Source organism: Bradyrhizobium erythrophlei, assembly GCF_042430365.1.
Classification (GTDB): domain Bacteria; phylum Pseudomonadota; class Alphaproteobacteria; order Rhizobiales; family Xanthobacteraceae; genus Bradyrhizobium; species Bradyrhizobium erythrophlei.
In genome coordinates this window covers 1-21,200 of sequence record NZ_JBHMET010000247.1, presented here as the reverse complement: position 1 = coordinate 21,200, position 21,200 = coordinate 1, and the positions used below count along the sequence as shown (strand labels likewise).

Below are 21,200 nucleotides of genomic sequence, written 5' to 3'. Positions count from 1 at the left end.
GAACTCGGCGGGAGATTTTTTGGGGGTGGGAGGTTCGAGACGGGAGCGACCTCGCCGGTGGCTTACCTGTTGGACCCGTCACCCCCGCGCAACGGCTTCGCCACACTCCGCTGTCGTGCCCCGCTTCAAGCGGGGCATCCGGTACGCTGCGGCGCCTCGGCTCAGGCGCAAATGTCTCTGGAATACTAGATCGCCCGGTCGAGCCGGGCGATGACGCCGAGAGAGTTCGGAATCATCACGCGCTGCGCAGCGTGACCGGGGCGGCTTCCGCGCCGTTGTCATCGATGTCGGCCTGCGGCTTGTCCATCGCGACGACGACCTCGATGCCGCGGCTGTGGCAGATGTTGGCGAGCCCCGCGGGCAGCGGGGAATCGGTGATGAAGGTCTGGATCTGGCTGATATGGGCGATGCGCACCGGCGCGCTGCGGCGGAGCTTTGTCGCGTCGGACACCAGCATCACGTTGCGCGCATTGGCGATGATCGCCTGCGCGACCTGCACCTCGCGATAGTCGAAGTCGAGCAGCGCGCCCTCCTCGTCGATCGCGGACGCGCCGATGATGGCGTAGTCGACCTTGAACTGGCCGATCAGTTGCGTCGCGGTCGAGCCGACCACGGCGCCGTCGGCGCGGCGCACGGTGCCGCCCGCCACCACGACCTCGATGCGCGGATGGCGGTAGAGCAGCATCGCGACGTTGAGGTTGTTGGTGATGACAAGCAGGTCCTCATGCGAGGTCAAGGCGCTCGCGACCTCCTCCGTCGTGGTGCCGATGTTGATGAACAGCGAGCAGCCGTTCGGGATCCGCGCCGCCGCAGCGGCGCCGATCGCCTTCTTCTCCTCCGCGGCGACGAAGCGACGCGCCTCATAGGCGAGGTTCTCCACGCCGGAGGCGATGATGGCCCCGCCATGGATGCGCGTCAGCGAGCGCTGGTCGCAGAGATCGTTGAGGTCCTTGCGGATGGTCTGGGCCGAGACCTCGAATCGCTTTGCAAGGTCCTCCACCATGACCCGGCCGAACGCACGCGCGATGTTGAGGATTTCAGTCTGACGATGGGACAGTCCGGCCACGGCGGCATCCTTGAGGCAGCAAGGTGGCCATGGTGCGACCGTTCGGCATGGACGTCAACGAGAGAGGTGAGCCAAAGTTAAAGGCTCGGTGCCTCGGTCCCGTCATTGCGCGCACAAGCGACCTGTCGGCCGAAGCCCTGGCTGAACCCACAGATGGAGCGCTTCGCCGCCGGCGCTGCTCGCAACAATGTGAGGACAACTACGACGCCATCTCCAGGTCGCCGGTGACGAGACGGCAGGCGGCGCGCTCGGCGTCGCGTGCGCTACGAAAAATCTGGCCTTCGAGACGATTGAAGCGGTGCGAAGCCGCAAAGAACTGATAACCACTCGCATCGCGCACCACGATACCCGCGGTCTGTGAATTCACCTCGATGACGTAAGTTTCGGACATAGTTGGCCTCGATTTCAATTCGGGCCAACAACGGCGTTAGTGCCTCTTTGTTCCTAAACAGATCCACCGTAATACCCAGCGCATGCGGGGCATCCAGTACGCCGCGGCTTCTCGGCTTGGAAACAGCCGTCTCTGGAATACTGGTCACCCGCAGGAGCCTGTCATCGGGTGGAGCTCCGCACCGACCCGGTGGCGGGTGACGACACCAATGAGTGAGGCATCGCGTCGCAACTCACGTCGCGATCGTGGCACCGTCGCGCTGGATCGGCTGAGGATGGCCCTGGTCGTCGATCGAGACATAGGTGAAATCGCCGTCGGTCACCAGGATCGGCTGCAGCTTCTCCCTGCGGCGAAGCACCCAGGCCTCGAGATGCACCGTGATCGAGGTGCGGCCAACCCGCACCAGATTGGCGTGGACCGAAACGAGATCGCCGACATAGACCGGCTTGCGGAAGGTCATCGCCTCGATCGCGACGGTGACGGTGCGGGAGTTCGCCACCTTGGAAGCGAACACGCCGCCGCCGACGTCCATCTGGCTGAGCAGCCAGCCGCCGAAGATATCGCCATTGGCGTTGGTGTCGGCCGGCATCGCCACCGTGCGGATGCAGAGATCGCCGCGCGGCTCGGTGTCGGTGCTGACGGTGTCATGAACAGACGTGTCGGTCACTTGAAGGTCTCCCAGCCGGCGTCGGGTGAAAATCGGTCGCCGAATTTCTGCGCGAGCGCACGCAGTGTCGACACCACATTGTCGACACCGCGCGTGCGCGCATAGTTGAGCGGGCCGCCGCGGAACGGGGCGTAGCCGGTGCCGAAGATCATCGCGCCGTCGACCGCGTCGGGGTCGTCGACGATGCTTTCGCGCAAGGCCGCGACGCAGACATTCGACATCGGCAGCACCAGGCGGTCGATCATTTCGTCCGTCACCCGCGGGCCGGTCTCCGGCACGGGCTTGAGCTCGGCCTTGCCGTCCTTCCAGGTGTAGAAGCCCTTGCCGGTCTTGCGGCCGAGCTCGCCGCGCGCGACCTTCTCGCGCAGCCAGGCCGGCGTCGGCGGCAGCGCATCGCCGAATTTGGAGCGCAGGAGGTCGCCGACCTCGATGCAGATATCGAGGCCGACCTGGTCGGCGAGCTCGAATGGCCCCATCGGCATTCCGAACTCCTTGCCGGCGGCGTCGATCAGCGCCATGTCGATCTTCTCGTCGAGCATCACCATCGCTTCCAGCATGTAGGGCGCGAGCGCGCGGTTGACGAGGAAGCCGGGCGAGCTCTTTACCGGCAGCGGCAGGCGGTCGATCGCGCCGACGAAGGCAAGCGCGGAGCGGAGCATCGCCGCATCGGTGCCGTCATGGCTGACGACCTCGACGAGCTGCAGCCGCGACACCGGATTGAAGAAGTGCAGCCCGAGCAGCCGCTCGGGCCGCGCGAGCGTGGTGCGCAGATCCTGCAGCGGGATGCTCGAGGTGTTGGTGGCAAGGATCGCGCTGGGCTTCATCCGCGGCTCGACGGACGCATAGACCTTCTGCTTCAGCTCGAGCTTCTCGGGCACGGCCTCGATGATCAGATCGGCGTTGCGGATACCCTCGCCGTTCATGTCGGGCATCAGCCGGTCGAGCGCATCGCGCTGGTCGATGCGCTTGCGCATGATCTTGCCGAACAGGTCAGCCGCGCGCTTGATCGCGCCCGCGATCGGCTCGGCCTTCATGTCCGCCAGCGTCACCCGCAGCCCCTGGTTGGCGCACCAGGCCGCGATATCGCCGCCCATCGCGCCGGCGCCGATGACGTGGACCTGCTGAACCGTGCTGCCGCTGCCGGCGGTCTTCTTCATCTGCTCGCGCAGGAAGAACACGCGGATCAGGTTCTGCGCCGTCGGCGTCACCATGAGATTGGCGAACGAGGTCTTCTCGGCGTTCAGCATCGCCGAGCGATTGCCGGCGTGCTTTTCCCAGAGATCGATCAGCGCGTAGGGCGCAGGATAGTGCGCGCGCGGCGCCGCCTTCTCGGTCTCGCGGCGCATGCGCGAGGCGAGGAAGCCCCGCACCGGCGCAAGATTGAGGATCGCGTTGAGCGGGCTCGGCCGCGCGCGCTTGAGGCGGCCGAACACGGCGTCCTTCACCGCGTTGCGGACGTGGCGCTCCTGCGTGACCGCATCAACCAGGCCGAGCGATCTGGCGCGGCGCGCATCGATGGTCTTGCCGGTGAGCATCAAGGTCATCGCCTGCATCGGATTGACCAGCGCGGTGAAGCGCACGGTGCCGCCGAGGCCGGGGTGCAGGCCGAGCATCACCTCGGGAAAGCCGAAGCGCGCATCGTCGATCGCGATCCGCATCTGGCAGGCCAGCGCGACTTCGAGGCCGCCACCGAGGCAGAAGCCGTGGATGACCGCCACGCTCGGCACGCGCAAGGCCTCCAGCCGGTCGATCACCGTGTGCGCCCGGCCTATTTCAGTTTCGACAGCGCGCGGGTCACTGGCGCCGCGGAATTCGTTGACGTCGGCGCCGGCGATGAAGCCGCTTGTCTTGGCCGAGCGAACCACGAGACCGGTCGGCCGCTGGCTTTCCAGCGTCGTCACGATGGCATCGAGCTCTTCGAGCAGATCGGCCGACAGCGTGTTGGCGCTGGCGCCTGCGCGGTCGAACAGCAGCCAGGCGATGCCGTCCTCGTCGCGGGTCAGCTTGAAGTTCCTGTAGGGGCCGTCGGCTGAAGGCTTCGGCCCAAGCTCGAGCACGCGATCGGCGAGGACGTCCATGATCTTCGAATCCATGATCACACCGTCTCTATCAACATCGCGCCGCCCTGCCCGCCGCCGATACATTCGGTGGCGACGCCGCGCCTGGTGCCGAGCCGCTTCATCGCGTTGACGAGATGCAGCACAATGCGGTTGCCGCTGGTGCCGACGGGATGGCCGAGGCTGATCGCGCCGCCATCGACGTTGAGCTTCGCATGGTCGATCTGGCCGGCGGCGCCGTCGAGCCCGAGGATCTCGCGGCAGAACCTGTCGTCATTCCAGGCGGCGAGGCAGCCGAGCACCTGCGTCGCAAACGCCTCGTTCAGCTCCCAGGTGTCGACGTCCTGCAAGGTCAGCTCGTTGCGCTTCAAGAGCGCCGTCGCCGACAGCACCGGGCCGAGCCCCATGATCGAGGGATCGAGCGCCGACCATTGACTGTCGATGATGACGGCCTTCGGCGTCAGTCCGTATTTCGCCACCGCCTCTTCGGAGGCTAGGATCACCCAGGATGCGCCGTCGGTGATCTGCGAGGAATTGCCGGCGGTGACCTGGCCCCAGGGCCGCTCGAACGCCGGCTTCAGCTTCGCCAGTGCCTCGGGCGTCGAGTCCGGCCGCACGCCGTCGTCATGGTCGTAGAACTTGCCGTCGCGGGCGAAGGCGGTTTCGACTTCGCCCTTGAGAAAGCCTTCCGCCTGCGCGTTGGCGAGGCGCTTGTGGCTTTCGGCGGCATAGGCATCGGATTGCGCGCGGGTGATGCCGAAGAGATGGCCGACCTTCTCCGCGGTCTGGCCCATGTTGAGCTCGGTGATCGGATCGGTGAGCCCGCGCTCGAGCCCGATGATCGGCTTGAGATAGCTCGGCCTCACCTTCAGCGCGGCCATAATCTTGGCGCCGATCCCCTTGGCGCCGGCGAGCCCGGCAAACCAGCGCACGCCGGCATTGGGCCAGACCAGCGGCGCGTGGCTCAGCGCCTCGGTGCCGCCGGCGAGGATCAAATCGGAGATGCCCTCGCGGATGTAGCGGTAGCCGGTGTCGATCGACTGCATGCCGGAGCCGCAATTGATCTGCACCGTGAAGGCGACCATCTTCTCGCCCATGCCGAGCCGAAGTGCTGCGACGCGCGCCGGGTTCATCTCGTCGGCGATGACGTTGACGCAGCCGAGGATCACCTGGTCGAAGGCGGTGGGCGCAAACGGCTGCCGCGCCAGCAGCGACCGGCCGCACTGCACGGCGAGATCGACCGGGGTGAAGGGACCTGGACCGGAGCGCGCTTTCAGGAACGGCGTCCGGCTGCCGTCGATGATAAAGACTGGTCGCGCCATCAGCTCGCCGCCCTCTGCTCACCAAGCTCCTGGAAGAACTGATGCACGTCGGCGGTTTTCTTGTAAATCGGCGATAGCGCCTCCGGCGCAAAATCATCGACCTGGATGACCTTTGCCACCGCGTCATGGGCGGCGGCGAGCTTCTCGCCCTCGCTCTGGGTGATGACGCCCTTGCTGACCGCTTCCTTCCAGTCGCGCAGCCGCGCGGCGTGCAGCCGTTTGGCGGCATCCTCGGACTCGGTCACGAGGCGAAAGGCCTTCTCCAGCCGCGCGATCGGCCCGTCATCGTCGACAAAGGCGAGATCGGATGTCAGGCGGTCACGCGCCGCCGAGGGCGACAGCACGAGCTGCGCGCATTGGTGCACGACGCGGTCGGACGGCCCGATCACGCGCGCGCCGAACGGCTGGATCAGGAATTTCAGCATCCAGGCGACGGGCCGGTTCGGCAGGTTGGCAAGGATTTCCGCAAAGCGGTTCTCGATGGTCTTGAAGCCGCTCGCCATGCACCATTCGAGCGCGGCCAAATCCTCCTTCTGCCGGCCCTCGTCCTGCCAGCGTTTCAGCGCGGCCGAGAGCAGATAGAGCTCGGAGAGGATATCGCCGAAGCGGGCCGACAGCATCTCCTTGCGCTTCAGCGCACCGCCGAGCGTCAGCAGCGCCATGTCGGCGCAGAGCGCGAAGGCCGCGGAGTAACGCGAGAGCTGGCGATAGAATTTGCTGGCGTCGCCGGCATCCGGCGCCGGCGCGAACAGCCCGAAGGTCCAGTTCCGCCCAACGGCGCGGGCGAGAGTCGCAAAGCTGTGGCCGACATGCTTCCAGAACGCGGCGTCGAACGCGGCGAGGCCGCGCTCGCGATCGGCATCGCCGAGCGCATTCATCTCCTCCAGCAGATAGGGATGCGCGCGGATCGCGCCCTGCCCGAACACGATCAAATTTCGGGTCAGGATATTGGCGCCCTCGACCGTGATGCCGACCGGCACCGAGCGGTAGAGATTGCCGAGATAATTCTGCGGCCCGTCGATCACTGCCTTGCCGCCATGGATGTCCATGGCGTCGTCGATCGCGATCCGCATCCGCTCGGTGGCGTGCAGCTTCATGATGCCGGAGATGACGGCGGGATGATGCCCCGCATTCAGCGCGGCGCAGGTCAATCGCCGCGCGGCGTCGAGCAGATAGGCGGTCGCCGCGATGCGCGCGAGCGGCTCCTCGATGCCCTCGAACTTGGAGATCGAGATGCCGAACTGCTCGCGGATGCGGGCATAGGCGCCGCTGGTACGCGCGGCATAGGCGGCGCCGGCCGCCGACAGCGACGGCAGCGAGATGCCGCGGCCGGCGGCAAGCGCGGTCATCAGCATCTTCCAGCCCTGGCCGAGCCGCTCTTGGCCGCCGATGATGTAGTCGAGCGGGATGAAGACGTCGCGGCCCCAGTTCGGGCCGTTCTGGAACACCTGCATCGCCGGCAGATGGCGGTGGCCGATCGACACGCCGGGCAGATGCGTCGGGATCAGCGCGACCGTGATGCCGAGCTCGTCCTGCTGGCCGACGAGATGATCGGGATCGTAGGCCTTGAAGGCGAGGCCGAGCAGCGTCGCCACGGGACCGAGCGTGATGTAGCGCTTGTGCCAGTTGAGCTTCAGCCCAAGCACCTCGCGGCCCCCAAAGTTGCCTTTGCAGATGACGCCGGAGTCGATCATCGAGGCCGCGTCCGAGCCGGCCTCGGGGCTGGTCAAACCGAAGCAGGGAATGTCGCGGCCGTCGGCCAGCCGCGGCAGCCATTTGTCCTGCTGCTCCCGGGTGCCGAAGCGCATCAGCAGCTCACCCGGCCCGAGCGAGTTCGGCACCATCACCGTGACTGCCGCGGTGAGCGAGCGCGAGGACAGTTTGCGCACCACTTCGGAATGCGCGTAGGGCGAGAAGCCGAGGCCGCCGAACTCCTTCGGGATGATCATGCCGAAGAATTTGGTGCGCTTGATGAAGTCCCAGACCTCGGGTGGCAAATCGCGCCATTCCCAGTTGATCTTCCACTCGTCGAGCATCGCGCAGAGCTCGTCGACCGGACCGTGCAGGAAGGCCTTCTCCTCGTCGGTCAGGCTTGCCGGTGCAAACGCCAGCAGCTTCGACCAGTCGGGATTACCGCTGAAGAGATCCGCATCCCACCAGACGTCGCCAGCTTCCAGCGCCTCGCGCTCGGTGTCGGACATTGCCGGCAATACGCCGCGCGCCATGGCAAAGATCGGCTTGGTGATGGTGTCGCGGCGGGAGCTCATGGTGGGGTCCTCATGAAACGGCGGCGCGGATGGGACTAGCTTACCGGAAAGTGCCCGGCGCGGGTGAACACTTCGCCGCCAAAATGCAGCGAAATTGACGCGGCCGGGGCGCCGTTTGTTAACGGCACGCCGCGCGTTCAGTTCCGGAAATGTAAGGTACGGCAATCACGTAGCCCGGATGGAGCGAAGCGCAATCCGGGAGTAATGGTGAGAAGTCCCGGATTTCGCGGAGCCTGTCATCGGGCGCGCGTTCGCGCGACCCGTTGGCTCCATCCGGGCTACGGCTTTCGAAGGATCAATCCGGGCGGATCATCTCGAACATGTTTTCCGGCTTGATCTCGAAATAGTCGCCTCTCCGGCCGGCGCGGACGATCGGATGGGCGAGCGCCGTCTGGTAGACGCCGTCCTTGATGAAGGCCTTGTCGATGTGGACGGCGACGACCTCGCCGAGCGTCAGCCACGCCTCGGCCTTCTTGCCGTCGGCGCCCTGCAGCTGGACGATCTGGCTCACCTTGCATTCGAAGGCGACCGGGCTTTCGGCGACGCGCGGCACGTTGACGAGCTTGCCGGGCTCCGCCGTCAGCCCGGCGAGCTTGAACTCGTCGACATCCCGCGCGACGTGGGCTGCGGTCGCATTCATGTGCTTGGCGAGGTCCATGGTCGCCAGATTCCAGACGAACTCGCCGGTCTCCTGGATGTTGGCGACGCTGTCCTTCCAGTTGGTGGAGGAGAAGCCGATGATCGGTGGCACGTAGCAGAAGGCGTTGAAGAAGCTGTAGGGCGCGAGGTTGACGTTGCCGTTGGGGTCGCGCGAGGAGATCCAGCCGATCGGGCGCGGCGCGACGATGGCGTTGAAGGGATCGTGCCTGAGGCCGTGGCCGTTCTTGGGCTCGTAGAAGTGCAGGTCTTTCGCGGTCACGAGGGCTCTCTCTTGCGTTCGGTACCCCGGATTGCGCTGCGCTCCATCCGGGCTACGACGTCGCATTGCCTGCAATGACGGGAGAGTCAACTGACGAAAACGTCAGCCCGCCCAGCTCAATCGGTCAGGTCAGTTCGCCCGGACCCGCGGCGAGAGGCCGGCGATGACGAAATCGATCATCTCGTCGATCGTGGGACCCGGCTTGGTCGCGCACTGGGCGATCATCTGCGGGTGGAAGAAGCGCATCATCGCGGTGCAGGCGCACAGCGAAGCGGTCTGCAGGTCCTTGACCTCGAACTCGCCAGACGCCACGCCCTGCGCGATCACCTCTCCGATGGTCCCGGTGACCAGCTCCATATGGGCGACGCAGACGTGCCAGTCCTCCTGCATTGCGATCTCGACCATCTCGTGCAGCTTGGAATCGCCGACATAGCGCTCCGAGTTCATGCGGTGAATGGTCGTCATCAGATCGCGCAGCCGGACCGACGCCGGACCCGGCATCTGCGCGATGCGCTGGGCCTCGATCTCGACCTCGCCCATCAGGCCGCGCGCCACGCCCTCGTGGATCGCCTTCTTCGATTCGAAGAAGCGGTACACGTTGGCGGGGCTCATGCGCAGCTCTTTGGCGATGTCGGCCACCGTGGTCTTCTGGTAGCCGAGCTGCCGGAACAAACGCTCCGCAACCACGAGAATCCGTTCGCGGGTGTCAGTTTCGCTATGTTCCGAGATCAGCGTCATGTCGGTCCGCTCAATGTTCAATTATTCGGCCGCCTCAGCAAGCGGAAATGCGAGTTCTCCCTCGCCCGCATGCTGCGGCGCAGTATCGGCTTGCTCGCTGGGGCCGCTTTCCTCGAGGGTCTTGCGGAACCAGAGGGCGTAAAGACCCGGCAGATACAGCAAGGTGAGGAAGGTCGCAACAAACAAGCCACCCATGATTGTGATGGCCATCGGGCCCCAGAACGCCGAGCGCGACAGCGGGATCATGGCCAGGATGGCCGCGAGCGCGGTCAGCACCACCGGCCGGGCACGACGGACGGTGGCTTCCACGATCGCCTCGCGCCGGGTCAGGCCCTGCGTGACGTCGGTCTCGATCTGATCGACCAGGATCACCGCGTTGCGCATGATCATGCCGGCCAGCGCGATCAGGCCGAGCAGCGCCACGAAGCCGAACGGCTGGTTGGCGACGTTCAACCCGAGCGAGGCGCCGACAATGCCGAGCGGCGCGGTCAGGAACACCAGGAACAGGCGCGAGAAGCTCTGGAGCTGGATCATCAAGAGCGTCAGCATCACCATCACCATCACAGGGAAGAGGATGAAGATCGACGCATTGCCCTTGGCCGATTCCTCGAACGCCCCGCCCGGCTCGATCCGGTAGGCCGGCTCGAGATGGTCCTGGATGTCCTTCAGCTTTGGCGCGATCTGGTTGGTGACGTCGGGCGCCTGCACGCCGTCGACGACGTCGGAGCGCACGGTGATCGCCATGTCGCGGTTGCGCCGCCACAGGATCGGCTCCTCATGCGCATATTCGAGCTTCGCGATCTGCTGCAGCGGGACGGCGACGCCGTTACGTGATGTCACTGTGAGGTCGCCGACGCGGCCGAGATCGAGCCGCTCCGAGGGCACCGCGCGGGCGACCACGCCGACCTTCTCGATGCCGTCACGGATCGTGGTGACGGGCGCACCGGAGATCAGCATCGACAGCGCCTGCGAGACGTCCTGCGGGGTGAGGCCAAGCGCGCGGGCGCGGTCCTGGTCGACGACGAGCTTCAGGTAGGGCGACTGCTCGTTCCAGTCGAGCTGCACATCCTTGACGTTCTTGTTCTCGCGCATGATCTCGCGCACCTGGTAGGCGATGTCGCGCACCTTGTTGGCGTCGGGGCCGATCACGCGGAACTGGACCGGGAAGCCGACCGGCGGGCCGAAATTGAAGCGGTCGACCCGCACCCGCGCCTCGTTCAGCGCGCCGTCGGCCACCGCCTGCTCGAGCTTGGCCTTGACCCGCTCGCGCGCCTCGACGTTCTTCGACAGGATGACGATCTCGGCGAACGCCTCGTTCGGCAGCTGCGGGTTGAGGCCGAGCCAGAAGCGCGGCGAACCCTGGCCGACATAGGCGGTGTAGGTCGCGATGTCCTGATCGTCCTTGAGCAGCGACTCGGCCTTCTTCACCGCCTTTTCGGTGACGTTGAAGGCGGTGCCTTCGGGTAGGCGGAGCTGCAGGAACAGCTCGGGCCGCTCCGACAGCGGGAAGAACTGCTGCTGGACGTGACCGAACGCGACGATCGCAGCCGCGAAGATGCCGACGGTCGCGACGACCACCTTCACGCGGTGATCGACGCACCACTGCACGACGGATCGCAGACCGCGATACATCCGTGTCTCGTAGATCGCGTGCGGATCGTGGTTGGCATGAACCTTGATGTTCGGCAGCAGCTTGACGCCGATATAGGGCGTGAAGATCACCGCGACGAACCAGGAGGCGACCAGCGCGATCGCGACGATCCAGAAGATGCCGCCGGCATATTCGCCGACCGCCGAATTGGCAAAGCCGATGGGGAGGAAGCCAGCGGCTGTGACCAGCGTTCCCGTGAGCATCGGAAACGCGGTAGATTCCCAGGCGAAGGACGCCGCACGCATGCGGTCCCAGCCCTGCTCCATTTTCACCACCATCATCTCGACCGCGATGATGGCGTCGTCGACCAAAAGGCCTAGCGCGATGATCAGCGCACCCAGGGTGATGCGGTGCAGGTCGAGCGACATCGCGTTCATCACGATGAAGACGATCGCGAGCACCAGCGGCACCGAGAGCGCTACCACGATGCCGGTGCGCCAGCCCAGCGCAACGAAGGAGACGAACAGCACGATCGCGAGCGCCTCGATGAAGGAATGCACGAACTCGCCGACGGCGTGCTCGACCACCTTGGGCTGGTCGGCGATCTGCTCGACCTCGATGCCCCGCGGCACAGCCTTCATGAACTCGGCGGTCGCCTTCTCTACCTCCTTGCCGAGCTCGAGAATGTTGGCGCCCTTGGCGGTGACGACACCGATGCCGAGCGCCGGCTTGCCTTCCTGGCGCACCACGAAGCTCGGCGGATCGACGAAGCCATGGGTGACGGTCGCGATGTCGCCGAGGCGGAACACGCGGCCATTGCTCTCGACCGGGGTTTCGGCCACCGCCTTGACGCCGTCGAGCGCGCCGGTGACGCGCAGCGGCACGCGCTGCGAGGAGGTCTCGACCGTACCGGCCGGGGTGACGTTGTTCTGCTTGGCGAGCGAGTCGAACAGCGCCTGCGGCGTGATGCCGAGGGTGGCGAGCTTGGCATGCGAGAATTCGACGTAGATGCGCTCGTCCTGGGTGCCGTAGAGGTCGACCTTGGTCACGCCGGGCACCTTCAAGATGCGCTGGCGGAAGCCCTCGGCGGCCTTCTTGAGCTGCGCATAGTCGGCACCGTCGCCGGTCATCATGTAGAGGATGGAATCGACGTCGGAGAATTCGTCGTTGACCACGGGCCCGAGGATGCCGGCCGGGAGCTGGCCCTGCACGTCGACGAGCTTCTTGCGCAGCAGGTAGAAGAGATAGGGCACATCTTTCGGCGGGGTCGAATCCTTGAAGGTGACCTGCATCGCCGTGAACGCCGGCTTGGAATAGGTCTGCACCTTCTCGAAGAAGGGCAGCTCCTGCAGCTTCTTCTCGATCGGATCGGCGACCTGGGTCTGCATCTCCTGCGAGGTCGCGCCCGGCCACATCACCGAGACGTTCACCACCTTCACGGTGAAGAACGGATCCTCGGCGCGGCCGAGCTTCTGATAGGAGAAGTAGCCGGCCGCGGCGAGCACGATCATCAGGAACAGGACCAGGGTGGGATGGCTGACCGCCCAGCCCGAAAGATTGAAGCGCTTCATCGAACTCTCCAGTTCCAAACCGTTTCAATTTCAGCCGTCATTGCGAGCGAAGCGAAGCAATCCATTCTTGGACGCGCGGCGCGATGGATTGCTTCGTCGCTTCGCTCCTCGCAATGACGGAATTAGAACGACAGTGACGACACGACCCGCACCTTCTGGCTCGGATCGATCTTCTGCACACCGAGCGCCACCACCTTGGCGCCCTCGTCGACGCCGCCGGCGATGACGACGCAATCGCTCTGATAGGCCTTCACCTTGACCGGCTTCAGCGCGACCTCGCCCTTGTCGTCGACGATGTAGAGCGAGGGGTCGCCGCCCTGGCTGTACAGCGCCGACAGCGGCAGCTTCGCCACGCGCTCGGTCGCGGCATCGGCGAGCGAGAGCGTTGCGGTCATGCCGAGCGAGACCTCGTCGCCGGCGTCGGGCAGCGAGAACTTTGCGAGATAGGTGCGGGTGGCCGGATCGGCCGAGGGCGAGACCTCGCGCAGCTTCGCGGCATAGGTCTTCTTGGCGTCCGACCACAGCGTCACCGTGGCAACGCCCGACTTGGCACGATTGAGAAGCGTCTCGGGGATCGCGACGACCGCTTCCTTCTCGCCAAGCCGGGCGACACGGATCGAGGCCTGGCCCGCGGCAACCACCTGGCCGGGCTCGATCATGGTTGCTGTGACGACACCACGGGTGTCGGCCACCAGCGTTGCGTAAGACAGAGAGTTCTTGGTCAATTCGACCGAGCGCTCGGCGCGGTTCAGGCGGGCGCGGGCCTCGTCGGCGGCGGCCTTGGCGCTGTCGAGCTGCGCATCGGTGGTCCAGCCCTTGGCCTTCAGATCCTTGGCGCGCTGCTCGGCGGCGGCGGCCTGCGCCAGCACGCCGGTCGCGGCGCGGAACTCGGCCTCGGCCTGCTCGGCCTGAAGCTTCAGGTCGACTTCATCGAGGGTGGCCAAGGGCTGGTCGACGTCGACTGTCTGTCCGACCTCGACCAGCCGCTTGGCCACCTTGCCGGCAACCCGAAAGCCCATATCGGCTTCGATCCGGGGCTTGATCGTGCCAACAAAACTACGTTCAGGGGTCTCGGCTTCGTAATGGACGGTCGCCACCAGGACGGGGCGGCCCGGATCGGCCTTTTCGGCCGCCTTTTCGTTGCAGCCCGCCAGCGCGATCACCGCAAAAGCCAGCAGTGCTCCGGTCAAGAGCCTGTAATAGCTGGATAAAACGGAACGGGCGAACATCGGACATCTCCATCGGCTGACGACCGATGAAGACTATCTGTTTATCACTGATAAATGTCAATATTCGTCAGTAAACACCAATTCGTGAGCTGGGCGTTATTAACGCGAGGTTAAGCGGGGATTTTGGGAACAGCGTAGCCCGGATGGAGCGCAGCGAAATCCGGGGCGGTCTGCGCAATGAGTACGGCGACCCCGGATTGCGCTTCGCTCCATCCGGGCTACGGACCTTCGACCGTGGCCCAGCGTCAGGAAGCGACTCGCATCGCTCTGAGCCTTGCCGATCGGTTGCGATGAAGCGCGGGCTGCTGCCCGTCACTTCGCCTGCCCTGCCCCCGCAAACTCCGTCTTGGTCTCATGTCCACCGAGGAACACCAAGAGTCCCGCCGCGAGCGGCAAGAGCGACAGCACCAAGAGCCCCGTGGATGTGTTGCCGGTCGCCTCCTTCACCCAGCCGATCAGATAGGGCCCGCCGAAGCCTGCGAGGTTGCCGATCGAGTTGATCAGCGCGATCGCGCCGGCGGCCGCGGTGCCGGAGAGCCAGGCGGTCGGCAGCGTCCAGAACACCGCGAATGTGCAGAAGATGCCGATCGCGGCGATCGTCAGCACGATCATGGTGATGGTCGGATCGGTAATGTAGCTCGAGATCGCCAGCGCAAGCGCGGTGAGCAGCAAGGGACCGCCGACATGGAAGACGCGCTCGCGCCTGGCGTCGGAATGGCGCGCCCACAGGATCATCGCAACCGTGCCGAACAGATACGGGATCGCGGTGACGAAGCCGGTTTGCGCGTTGGTGAGCCCGAACGCCTTGACGATCTGCGGCAGCCAGAACTGCATGCCGTAGAGTGCGCCGACGAAGCCGAAATAGATCGCGCTCAGCGCCAACACCTTGGACGAGGCCAACGCTTCGCCGAGAGTGAAATGCTTGACCGCCTGCTTGGCCGCGATCTCGGCATCGAGCTTGGACTTGAGCCACGCCTTCTGCTCCGACGTCAGCCAACTGGCCTTCTCCGGCTTGTCGGTGAGATAGAACCAGGTGACGATGCCGAGCAGCACCGAGGGGATACCCTCGATGATGAACAGCCACTGCCAGCCCTTCAGCCCCATCGCGCCGTCGAGCCCAAGCAGGAGGCCCGAGATCGGCGCGCCGATCACGGTGGAGACCGGGACCGCGAGCGCGAAGGCCGCCAGGAACCGGGCGCGATATTCAGCCGGATACCAGTAGGTGAGGTAGAGGATGATGCCGGGGAAGAAGCCGGCCTCGGCCACGCCGAGCAGGAAGCGGAGCACATAGAAGCTCACCTCGCCCGAGACCATCGCCATCAGGGCCGAGATGATGCCCCAGGTCACCATGATGCGGGCGATCCAGCGGCTGGCGCCGAACTTCTCCAGCGCCAAATTGCTCGGCACCTCGAAGATGAAATAGCCGATGAAGAAGATGCCGGCACCCCAGGCGAAGACCAGCGGCGAGAACTTCAGCTCCGCGTTCATGGTCAGCGCCGCGAAGCCGAGATTGACGCGGTCGAGGTAGGAAAAGAAATAGGCCAGCACCAGGAACGGGATCAGCCGGGCCGAGATCGCGCGGATGGTGGAGGTTTCGATAGTGCTGCGCGCGCCGCTGGCGGGCGCGATGGTGGCGGTCTGGCTCATGTATTTCCCCCCGGGCTGGTCTGTTGGCTCCGGGTTTTCAGCATCGGACGGCATGAGTCAATCGGATTCGCGCCGCGCGCGTATTCCCGCCGCGTGGAGCGCAATGCACCCTGTGCAGTGGTGTTGGCAGCAGACGAGCTCAATTGCCGAAGAAATAACGCGGCACCCGCAGCTTGTAGCGGCGGTAGACGTCGCCGAATTTCTGCTCGAGGTAACGCTCCTCGCGCAGCACCACGGCGAAGTGCAGGAGGATGCAGGCCGGCAGGATCAGAAACAGCATCCAGTCGAGGTCGAACAACAGCGCGATCCCGCACAGCGCCAGCGAACCGCCGACATAGAGCGGGTTGCGGCTGTAGCCGAAGATGCCGTCGATGACGAGCCCGGTGGTCGGCAGCGACGGATTGATGTTGGTCTTGCCGCGCAACAACGCGCGGCGTCCGGCCGACGCGGTCACCAATCCGGACACCAGGACGATCGTCCCGATCGCGATCCGCCATAAGGCATCCATGTGGGCGATCAGGCCGATCGGCGCGAACCATTGCAGCACCGCCGAGGTCGCGAGCGTGGCAAGCGGAATGGCGGGCGGGAAGACAATGACATCAGGCCGATCGAGGGAGGCGGCGTCAGCCATGGGATAGCTCCTGAAGTTGACAAGCGACGTTCTTGATTGCCGCCCGGACAATTGGGATGGATGACCTCACTCCGCCGCGGCAGCGTAGGCCAATGCGTTCATCTCCGAGATCAGCGCCCGGCTGATCAAGGGGATGAGCTGACGTCGCCAATGGCGACTTGCCGATGAAAATGCGGATCTGCCTGCTGCTTCTGGTCATCGCGTTCGGCCTGGCGCTGCGCGCGTTCCGCCTTCCCGCGGGCCTGCCCGCTTTCGTCGTGAAATACGGCGGCTCAGTGCTGCGGGGAACGATGGTGTTCTTCCTTGTTGCGCTGCTGCTGCCGCACCACGGGCGCGGAACGGTAGCGTTGATCGCACTCATGATCGCGGCTCTGGTCGAATTATTCCGCCTGGTGCATGCGCCCTGGCTCGACGCGTTCCGACTAACAACGGCCGGCGCGTTGCTGCTCGGCCGGATCTTCTCGGTGTGGAATATGGTGGCTTATACGATCGGAATCGCGCTCGGCGCGGTGGTCGATACGGCAAGCTCACGGAAGCGACAGCAAGTGAGGTAGGATACTCACATAACCGTCATTGCGCGCCTCACTCTGTCAGTTGAAACCGCTCGAAGCGATGCAGCTCGTCCTCGATGCGACGCTTCAAATCCTTGCGAGCGGCAGGTTTCTTGCCGGTGCCGACCCAGGTCCATTTCTGCATCAGCAGCTTGCCGTTCTGGCGATCGGTCTTGAGATCGAGGGCCGCGACGATGTCGTCGCCGACCAGGACCGGCAGCGCGAAGTAGCCGAACACGCGCTTTGCCTTCGGCACATAGGCCTCGAAGCGATGGCCGTAGCCGAAGAACAGCTCGGTGCGCTTGCGCTGGATGATGAGAGGATCGAACGGCGAGAGGATGTGGACGAGGCCGGCATCGCCCTCGCCCGCGCCCTCCAGCGCTTCCGGCCGCGCCCAATGCTCCTGCTTGCCGGCACCTTCGAGGGCTACCGGCACGAGCTCGTTGCGGCGGACGCGCGCATCGATCAGCCGGCGCACCGGCTTCTTGCTGGGCGCATCGAGATGGCAGATCGAGTCCAGGCTGACGAGGCCCTGCGCGCGCAACGCGCGGTCGAGCAGATAGATGGTGATCTCGGTGGCGGAGGCCGGCTTCGGCAGCCTGTCCCAGCCGAAATGGCGCGTCATCAGCTCATAGGTCTTCAGCATGCCGTTGCGCTCGCTGATCGTGACCACGCCGCCATAGAAGGCGAGCTGCAGCGCGCGCTTGGAGGGCTTTCGGCTTTGCCACAAATGCTCCTTCTCGGTGAGCACGTCGTCCTCGATGTCGCGGATCGTCAGCGCCCCGGCGCGGACCAGCCGCATCACCTTGCGCGTATCGGCAGGCTTGACCGAGGAAAACCATTTGTGCCCTTCCCGCTTGTGCGCCTTCATCGCCGGCAGGAAATAGCTGAAATCCTTGGCCGGGACGTAAGACAGCGCGTGGGTCCAGTACTCGAACACGCTCTTGTCCGCGCTCTGCGCCTGCCGGAGGTCGGCGCGGCGGTAGCTCGGGATGCGGGTGAACAGGATGTGGTGGTGGCAGCGCTCGATCACGTTGATGGTGTCGATCTGCACATAGCCGAGATGATCGACGGCGGCGGCGACGGCTGACGCGCCCTCGCCGAACGGCGCCGATGTATCCAGCCGCTGCGCGTGCAGCCAGATGCGCCGGGCGTCGGCCTTGCTCAATGGTATGGGTTCAGAGGTGCGGGGCATTGCCCCGCGAATTTAGCCGGATTCGTTGCTCAGGCCAGATGCTTTCCGAGGAACGCGCCGATCGCGGCGGCGATCTCCGCCGCGTGCGTCTCCAGCGCGAAATGCCCGGTGTCGAAGAACCGCACCTCGGCATCGGGGTTGTCGCGGCGGAAAGCTTCCGCGCCCGGCGGCAGGAAGAACGGATCGTTGCGGCCCCAGACCGCCAACGTTGGCGGGCGGTGCCTGCGGAAATAGGCCTGGAAGTCCGGATAGAGCGCGACGTTGCTGGCATAGTCGAGAAACAGGTCGAGCTGGATCTCGTCATTGCCGGGCCGCGCGAGCAGCGCCGCGTCGAGCGTGTAGGATTCGGGCGCGACCAGCGCCTCGTCCCTAACGCCATGCACATATTGCCATCTGGTGGTCTCGGGCGTGAGGAAGTTGCGCAGCGCCCAGCGGTGCTCGGCGGTCGGCTCCCGCCAATACGCCTGGATCGGATTCCAGCCCTCCGACAGGCCCTCGTGATAGGCGTTGCCGTTCTGCGAGATGATCGCGGTGATCCGCTCGGGGTGCTTCAGCGCAAGGCGGAAGCCGACCGGCGCGCCGTAGCCGAAGACGTAGACCGCATAGCGCGTCAGGCCGATCGCCTCGGTGAAGCGGTCGATCACGCCAGCGAGATTGTCGAACGTGTATTTGAACTGCTCCGCGGCGGGCGCATCCGAGAAGCCGAAGCCGGGAAGGTCGGGCGCGACGATGCGATAGCGATCCGCGAGCAGCGGGATCAACTCGCGGAACATGTGCGAGGAGGTCGGAAAGCCGTGCAACAGCAGCAGCGCCGGCGCATCGGCGCGGCCGGCTTCGCGGTAGAAGATTTCGATGCCGTCGACGACGGCGTGGCGATAGGGGACGGTCATTGGGGCGGTCCTTCGGTCGAGCGTTCGACGATGCGGTGGGATCAGAGACGGACGACGAGCTTGCCGCCCGCCTCGTTCGCTTCCATCAGGCGGTGAGCCGCCTGGATTTCCTCGAAGCGAAAGACTTTCGCAGGCTTCGCCTTGTAGGCGCCGCTGGCAACACGATCGACGATGCCCTGGAACGGGATTCCCGTGAGCGGCACCTCCGGCGTCCCGAGCGACCAACTCACGAAGCCGCTGAAATGCACGCCGGCATGCGGCATCTGGAACAGCGGGTTGAAATCGGGGATCGAGGCGACGTGGTCGAGCAGGCCGACTACGCACACCCGGCCGCCGCGCCGCGCCATCGCAAGCGAATCCAGCACCGTCGAGTTGCCGATCACATCGAGCACGGCATCCACCCCCTTGGGGTTGAGCTCGCGCACGCGCTTCGACAGCGCGGGCGTTTCGACCAGCACGTCACTGGCGCCAATCGCTTCCAGCATCGGCCGGCGCTTTGCATTACGCGTGGTCGCGATCACGCGCACGCCGAGATCGGCGGCGATATTGGCGGCAGCCTGCCCGAGCGCGGACGTCGCACCGCGAACCACCAGCGTCTGTCCCGGCAACAGCGCGAGATTTCCGCACACGGCGCTCCAGGCGGTGGCGTAGGATTCCGAGATCGCAGCGAACTCTTCCCAGGGAAGATTGGTGACGATGGGCACCACGTTGGTCGCGGGCACGTTCACGATCTCGGCATAGCTGCCGTCGATCAGCCGGCCCATTCCGCCCATTAGCCCCGCCACCTTCTGGCCGGCCGCGAACCGGCCGTCGGGGTCCGACCTGACGGTGCCGACACACTCGATCCCGGTAATCTCGGCGACGTCACCCCAAGCGCCTGCACGCATATAGGTCTCGGCGCGGTTGAGGCCAAAGGCCTTCACCTCGACGGCGACGTGACCGGACTTGGGCTCGGGCTCCGGGCGCGCCTCGATCGCGAGCACGTCTGGTCCGCCATATTGCTTGATGACGATGGCACGCATGGCTGGTGGGCTCCTTCGGGTTTCGACGGGCGCGACCATGGCGATTTGATACATTCAAAAAAAGAATGTAATTTCGATCATCTCAATAGGTTTTTTCGATCATGCTCGACGGCATCACCCTGCATCAGCTGCAGTGCTTCGAGGCGGTGGTCTCGGAAGGAAGCTTCCAGGCTGCGGCTGACAAGCTGCGTCGCGCGCAGCCGACGGTGTCGGCCGCGGTGAAGAACCTCGAGGCGCAGCTGCAGCTCACCCTGCTCGACCGCAGCGGCTACCGCGTCACGCTGACCGAGGCCGGCCGCTCGTTCCTCGAGCGTACGCGCGTGTTCCTGCACGAGATGCAGCGGCTGCGCGACCATGCCGCGCAGCTTGCCATGGGCGAAGAGAGCGAGCTCCATGTCGTGATCGGCGACGTCAGCCCGCTGCCGCAAACGCTCGCTTTGTTGCGCCGTTTCTTCGATGGCTGCCCCGGCACCAAGCTGCACCTGCATTTCGAGGCGGTGTCGGGTCCCTGGGAGCGGCTGTTCGACGGCGAGGCCGACCTGATCTTCCACTATATCGAGAAGAGCGACCCGCGTTACGAGTTCATCGACCTGTTCCCGACGAAGGTCATCCCGGTGGTGGCGCCCGGCTTCCTGCGCTTCCCGATCACCAAGTCGATCACGCCGGAGCAGATGCGCGACTATGTGCAATGCGTGATCCGGGATACCGCACGCCATTCCGAGCCGCGCAGCTATTATCTGATCGAGGGCGCGCAGAGCTGGACCGTCACCGACCAGCTGATGAAAAAGGAGCTGATCGTGCAGGGCATGGGCTGGGGCCACATGCCGCGCTACATGATCGAGCAGGAATTGCGCGACAAGACTCTGCTGCCGATCTCGGGCAAGCATTTCCGGGGCGGCCAGGTCGAGCTGGTGGCGGCGCGCCGGCGCGATAGCCCGCACGGACCGATCGCCAACCGCCTGTGGCACTACATCGCCGAAGAGATTGAGCAGATGATCCCCGGCGCCGGCTAGCGCAGATCGGTTCTGATGCCATCAGCGCTTCGGCCGGTTGCTGATGCTGCCGGTCGACAGCTCGGCCTCGCAGGACGCCTTGCCGCGCTCCGCCGCCTGGCATTTGTAGACATTGCCGGTCAGGCGATCGACCAGCCAGGCGGTCTCGTCGTTCGGGCTCTCGAAGCCGACATAGCGGTTGCCGAGCGCGGTGATCAGCGTCGACAGGAGAATGGCGGCGGCGATCATCGCGGCCCCGATCAGGATCGGCATTGCGCCCACCCTGTCACCGCGGCCCTGATCGTCCCTGCGATAGTCCCGATAGCCACGCTGCCGCCTGATCTTTTCGAACACCGCCTGCCCGTTGTCTCACGCACTTGAACCCGGAAATGGGGCTAGGCGGGATCGACATTCAGGATTCCCGAACTGGATGATGTCTGATTCATAGAGCACC

General features: G+C 65.2%; 18 protein-coding genes. 2 read left to right on the top strand and 16 right to left on the bottom strand.

The genetic code is table 11. The features are described from left to right. Nucleotides 1-235 precede the first annotated feature (235 nt). The 12 genes from ACFFWD_RS37020 to ACFFWD_RS36965 all read right to left on the bottom strand — a co-directional run bounded on the left by ACFFWD_RS37020 (nucleotide 236) and on the right by ACFFWD_RS36965 (nucleotide 16,096). Nucleotides 236-1,066: a DeoR/GlpR family DNA-binding transcription regulator gene (locus ACFFWD_RS37020; protein ID WP_376974133.1), complete on the bottom strand. Its 831-nt coding sequence runs from the start codon at nucleotides 1,064-1,066 to the stop codon at nucleotides 236-238. Between the two features lie 199 nt (nucleotides 1,067-1,265). Continuing rightward, complete coding sequence (locus ACFFWD_RS37015) at nucleotides 1,266-1,457, bottom strand: hypothetical protein (RefSeq protein WP_376974131.1); 192 nt, start codon at nucleotides 1,455-1,457, stop codon at nucleotides 1,266-1,268. 232 nt (nucleotides 1,458-1,689) lie between these two features. Further along, entirely contained in the window at nucleotides 1,690-2,124 is a 435-nt protein-coding gene (locus ACFFWD_RS37010) for an acyl-CoA thioesterase (RefSeq protein ID WP_376974129.1), read from the bottom strand. Next, entirely contained in the window at nucleotides 2,121-4,217 is a 2,097-nt protein-coding gene (locus tag ACFFWD_RS37005; protein ID WP_376974127.1) for a 3-hydroxyacyl-CoA dehydrogenase NAD-binding domain-containing protein, read from the bottom strand. The genes ACFFWD_RS37010 and ACFFWD_RS37005 overlap by 4 nt, the downstream gene beginning before the upstream one ends. A 2-nt stretch (nucleotides 4,218-4,219) precedes the next feature. Further along, nucleotides 4,220-5,503, bottom strand: coding sequence for an acetyl-CoA C-acetyltransferase (locus tag ACFFWD_RS37000; RefSeq protein WP_376974125.1), 1,284 nt, complete (start codon nucleotides 5,501-5,503; stop codon nucleotides 4,220-4,222). Further along, on the bottom strand, nucleotides 5,503-7,770 hold the full coding sequence (locus ACFFWD_RS36995; protein WP_376974123.1) for an acyl-CoA dehydrogenase: 2,268 nt from the start codon (nucleotides 7,768-7,770) through the stop codon (nucleotides 5,503-5,505). The genes ACFFWD_RS37000 and ACFFWD_RS36995 overlap by 1 nt, the downstream gene beginning before the upstream one ends. A gap of 295 nt (nucleotides 7,771-8,065) precedes the next feature. Then, a complete protein-coding gene (locus ACFFWD_RS36990; protein WP_376974121.1) occupies nucleotides 8,066-8,689 on the bottom strand; it encodes a flavin reductase family protein in 624 nt (207 codons plus the stop codon). Between the two features lie 129 nt (nucleotides 8,690-8,818). Beyond that, the gene (locus ACFFWD_RS36985; protein ID WP_376974250.1) at nucleotides 8,819-9,427 is read right to left on the bottom strand and encodes a TetR/AcrR family transcriptional regulator; all 609 of its coding nucleotides are present in this window, start codon (nucleotides 9,425-9,427) and stop codon (nucleotides 8,819-8,821) included. Nucleotides 9,428-9,448: 21 nt separating this feature from the next. Further along, complete coding sequence (locus ACFFWD_RS36980; protein ID WP_376974119.1) at nucleotides 9,449-12,589, bottom strand: efflux RND transporter permease subunit; 3,141 nt, start codon at nucleotides 12,587-12,589, stop codon at nucleotides 9,449-9,451. 122 nt (nucleotides 12,590-12,711) lie between these two features. Next, a complete protein-coding gene (locus tag ACFFWD_RS36975; RefSeq protein WP_376974117.1) occupies nucleotides 12,712-13,818 on the bottom strand; it encodes an efflux RND transporter periplasmic adaptor subunit in 1,107 nt (368 codons plus the stop codon). A 312-nt stretch (nucleotides 13,819-14,130) separates the two neighbouring features. Continuing rightward, entirely contained in the window at nucleotides 14,131-15,465 is a 1,335-nt protein-coding gene (locus ACFFWD_RS36970) for an MFS transporter (RefSeq protein ID WP_376974115.1), read from the bottom strand. A 139-nt stretch (nucleotides 15,466-15,604) separates the two neighbouring features. Further along, entirely contained in the window at nucleotides 15,605-16,096 is a 492-nt protein-coding gene (locus ACFFWD_RS36965) for a methyltransferase family protein (RefSeq protein ID WP_376974113.1), read from the bottom strand. A 164-nt stretch (nucleotides 16,097-16,260) separates the two neighbouring features. On the opposite strand from ACFFWD_RS36965, the gene ACFFWD_RS36960 reads away from it, so the two are divergent. Then, the gene (locus ACFFWD_RS36960; RefSeq protein WP_376974111.1) at nucleotides 16,261-16,650 is read left to right on the top strand and encodes a ribosomal maturation YjgA family protein; all 390 of its coding nucleotides are present in this window, start codon (nucleotides 16,261-16,263) and stop codon (nucleotides 16,648-16,650) included. Nucleotides 16,651-16,678: 28 nt separating this feature from the next. Here the strand turns inward: ACFFWD_RS36960 and ACFFWD_RS36955 are convergent, their stop codons facing one another. Genes ACFFWD_RS36955 through ACFFWD_RS36945 form a run of 3 tightly spaced genes read right to left on the bottom strand, consistent with a single transcriptional unit; the run spans nucleotide 16,679 to nucleotide 19,754 of the window. Continuing rightward, complete coding sequence (locus tag ACFFWD_RS36955) at nucleotides 16,679-17,842, bottom strand: winged helix-turn-helix domain-containing protein (RefSeq protein ID WP_376974109.1); 1,164 nt, start codon at nucleotides 17,840-17,842, stop codon at nucleotides 16,679-16,681. A 29-nt stretch (nucleotides 17,843-17,871) separates the two neighbouring features. Further along, a complete protein-coding gene (locus tag ACFFWD_RS36950; protein ID WP_376974107.1) occupies nucleotides 17,872-18,732 on the bottom strand; it encodes an alpha/beta fold hydrolase in 861 nt (286 codons plus the stop codon). A 41-nt stretch (nucleotides 18,733-18,773) separates the two neighbouring features. Continuing rightward, nucleotides 18,774-19,754: a zinc-binding dehydrogenase gene (locus tag ACFFWD_RS36945; protein WP_376974105.1), complete on the bottom strand. Its 981-nt coding sequence runs from the start codon at nucleotides 19,752-19,754 to the stop codon at nucleotides 18,774-18,776. A 101-nt stretch (nucleotides 19,755-19,855) separates the two neighbouring features. Between ACFFWD_RS36945 and ACFFWD_RS36940 the strand changes: the two genes are divergently transcribed. Continuing rightward, entirely contained in the window at nucleotides 19,856-20,767 is a 912-nt protein-coding gene (locus ACFFWD_RS36940) for a LysR family transcriptional regulator (RefSeq protein ID WP_376974103.1), read from the top strand. 21 nt (nucleotides 20,768-20,788) lie between these two features. Here ACFFWD_RS36940 and ACFFWD_RS36935 read toward each other — a convergent pair whose 3' ends face one another. Then, entirely contained in the window at nucleotides 20,789-21,019 is a 231-nt protein-coding gene (locus ACFFWD_RS36935; RefSeq protein ID WP_376974248.1) for a hypothetical protein, read from the bottom strand. Nucleotides 21,020-21,200: the final 181 nt, after the last annotated feature.